This is a genomic window from Streptomyces sp. NPDC019531, assembly GCF_044903305.1.
Lineage (GTDB): Bacteria > Actinomycetota > Actinomycetes > Streptomycetales > Streptomycetaceae > Streptomyces.
Map to the genome: position 1 here is coordinate 1 of NZ_JBJDQL010000133.1, position 1,856 is coordinate 1,856.

The window sequence follows — 1,856 nt, forward strand, 5'->3', positions numbered from 1 at the left end:
GAGCATCTCGTGGAAGTCCTCAACCCGGCACGGTCACTGTCCCACCATCCCCTCTTCCAGGTGATGCTGGCCCTGCAGAACGCCCCCCACGGCACGTTCCAGCTTCCCGGCCTGGACGTGACACCGCAACCGGCGCCCACCCGGACAGCGAAGCTCGACCTGGCGTTCCATCTGACCGAGCGGTTCACACCCGACGGCGCACCCGCGGGTGTGCGGTGCGAGGTCGAGTTCGCCTCGGACTTGTACGACGCGGACACGGCACGGGCGCTGGCACAGCGGTGGATACAGGTGCTGTACGTGTTGACCGGCGATCCCACACAACGGGTCAGTGACGTGGACGTGCTGCTGCCCGGTGAGCGGCGACTACTGGTGGAGTGGAACGACACCGACGTGTCCCTGCCGCAGGTCTCGGTGCCGGTGTGGTTCGAGGAGCAGGTGGCCCGCACGCCGGACGCGATCGCGGTGCGGCAGGACCGGGCTGTGAGTTACGCGGAACTGGATTCGCTGGCGAACTCCGCTGCCCGGCAACTGATCCAGGCGGGCATCGAGCCCGAGGACCGGGTCGGGGTGCTGATGGATCATTCGATTCGGTCGGTGGTCGCGGTGCTTGGCGTACTCAAGGCCGGTGGTGCTTATCTGCCGCTGGACGGGCGGGCGCCTGTGGATCGGTTGCGGCTGGTCCTTGGTGAGGCGCAGGCGAGGGTGTTGCTGACTGATCCGTCCTGGGAGGCGACGGCGCGCCAGATCCACGATGAGGTGATCACGCTCGACGAGTTGACTGGCTCCGAGGCGCCGGACGTCGTCGTACGGCCGGACAATCTGGCGTACGTCATGTACACCTCGGGCTCGACCGGGGTGCCCAAGGGGATCGCGGTTCGGCACCGGGATGTGCTGGCGCTGGCTCTGGACGACGCGTTTGCCGGGGGTGGGCATGAGCGGGTGTTGCTGCACTCGCCGCTGGCGTTCGACGCGTCCACGTACGAGCTGTGGGTGCCGCTGCTCAATGGCGGGACGGTGTGTGTGGGGCCCGCCGGTGTGCTGGAGCCGGAACGGTTGCAGGTGCTGGTCAACGAGTACCGGCTGACCGGGATCTTTCTGACCGTTGGGCTGTTCTGGCTGTTCGCCCAGGACGATGCCGGGTGCTTCAGCGGGCTGCGTGAGGTGTGGACAGGCGGGGATGTGGTCCCGGCCGGCGCGGTTCGCCAGGTGCTGGCTGCGTGCCCGGGACTGGTTGTGGTGGATGTCTACGGGCCGACCGAGACGACCACGTTTGCCACGCGGCGGGCGCTGGTCGATGTGGTGCCGGACAGTGTGCCGATCGGTCGGCCGCTGGACAGTATGCGGGCCTATGTGCTGGATGCCGAGTTGCGGCCCACACCGACCGGGGTGGCCGGGGAGTTGTGCCTGGCCGGGGTTGGCGTGGCGCGTGGGTATCTGGGCGCGCCGGGTCAAACCGCGCAGCAGTTTGTGGCCGATCCGTTCTGGCCCGCCGGCAGCCGGATGTATCGGACCGGGGATCTGGCCCGATGGACCGGGGACGGCGAGTTGGAGTTCGTGGGACGGGTCGATAACCAGGTGAAGGTCCGTGGGTTCCGGATCGAGCTGGGGGAGATCGAGTCGGTGCTGGCGGGTTGTCCGGGGGTGGGGCAGGTCTCGGTCGTGGTCCGTGAGGACCGGGAACAGGACAAACGCCTGGTCGCCTACGTCATACCCGACACCGGTGACGGCGGTACCGGCGGTACCGGCGGCGTGAGTGTGGATGTGGTGCGGGGGTGGGTGTGTGAGCGGGTCCCGGACTACATGGTGCCCGCGGCGTTTGTGGTGCTGGAGGGGCTGCCGCTGAACCCGAACGGGAA

Annotated in this window: 1 protein-coding gene; it reads left to right on the forward strand. The window is 68.2% G+C overall.

The features are described 5' to 3' along the window. Positions 1 to 63: 63 nt before the first annotated feature. Positions 64 to 1,856 (forward strand): amino acid adenylation domain-containing protein (locus ACI2L1_RS45140; RefSeq protein ID WP_404745293.1); only part of this gene is annotated, 1,793 nt, incomplete at its 3' end.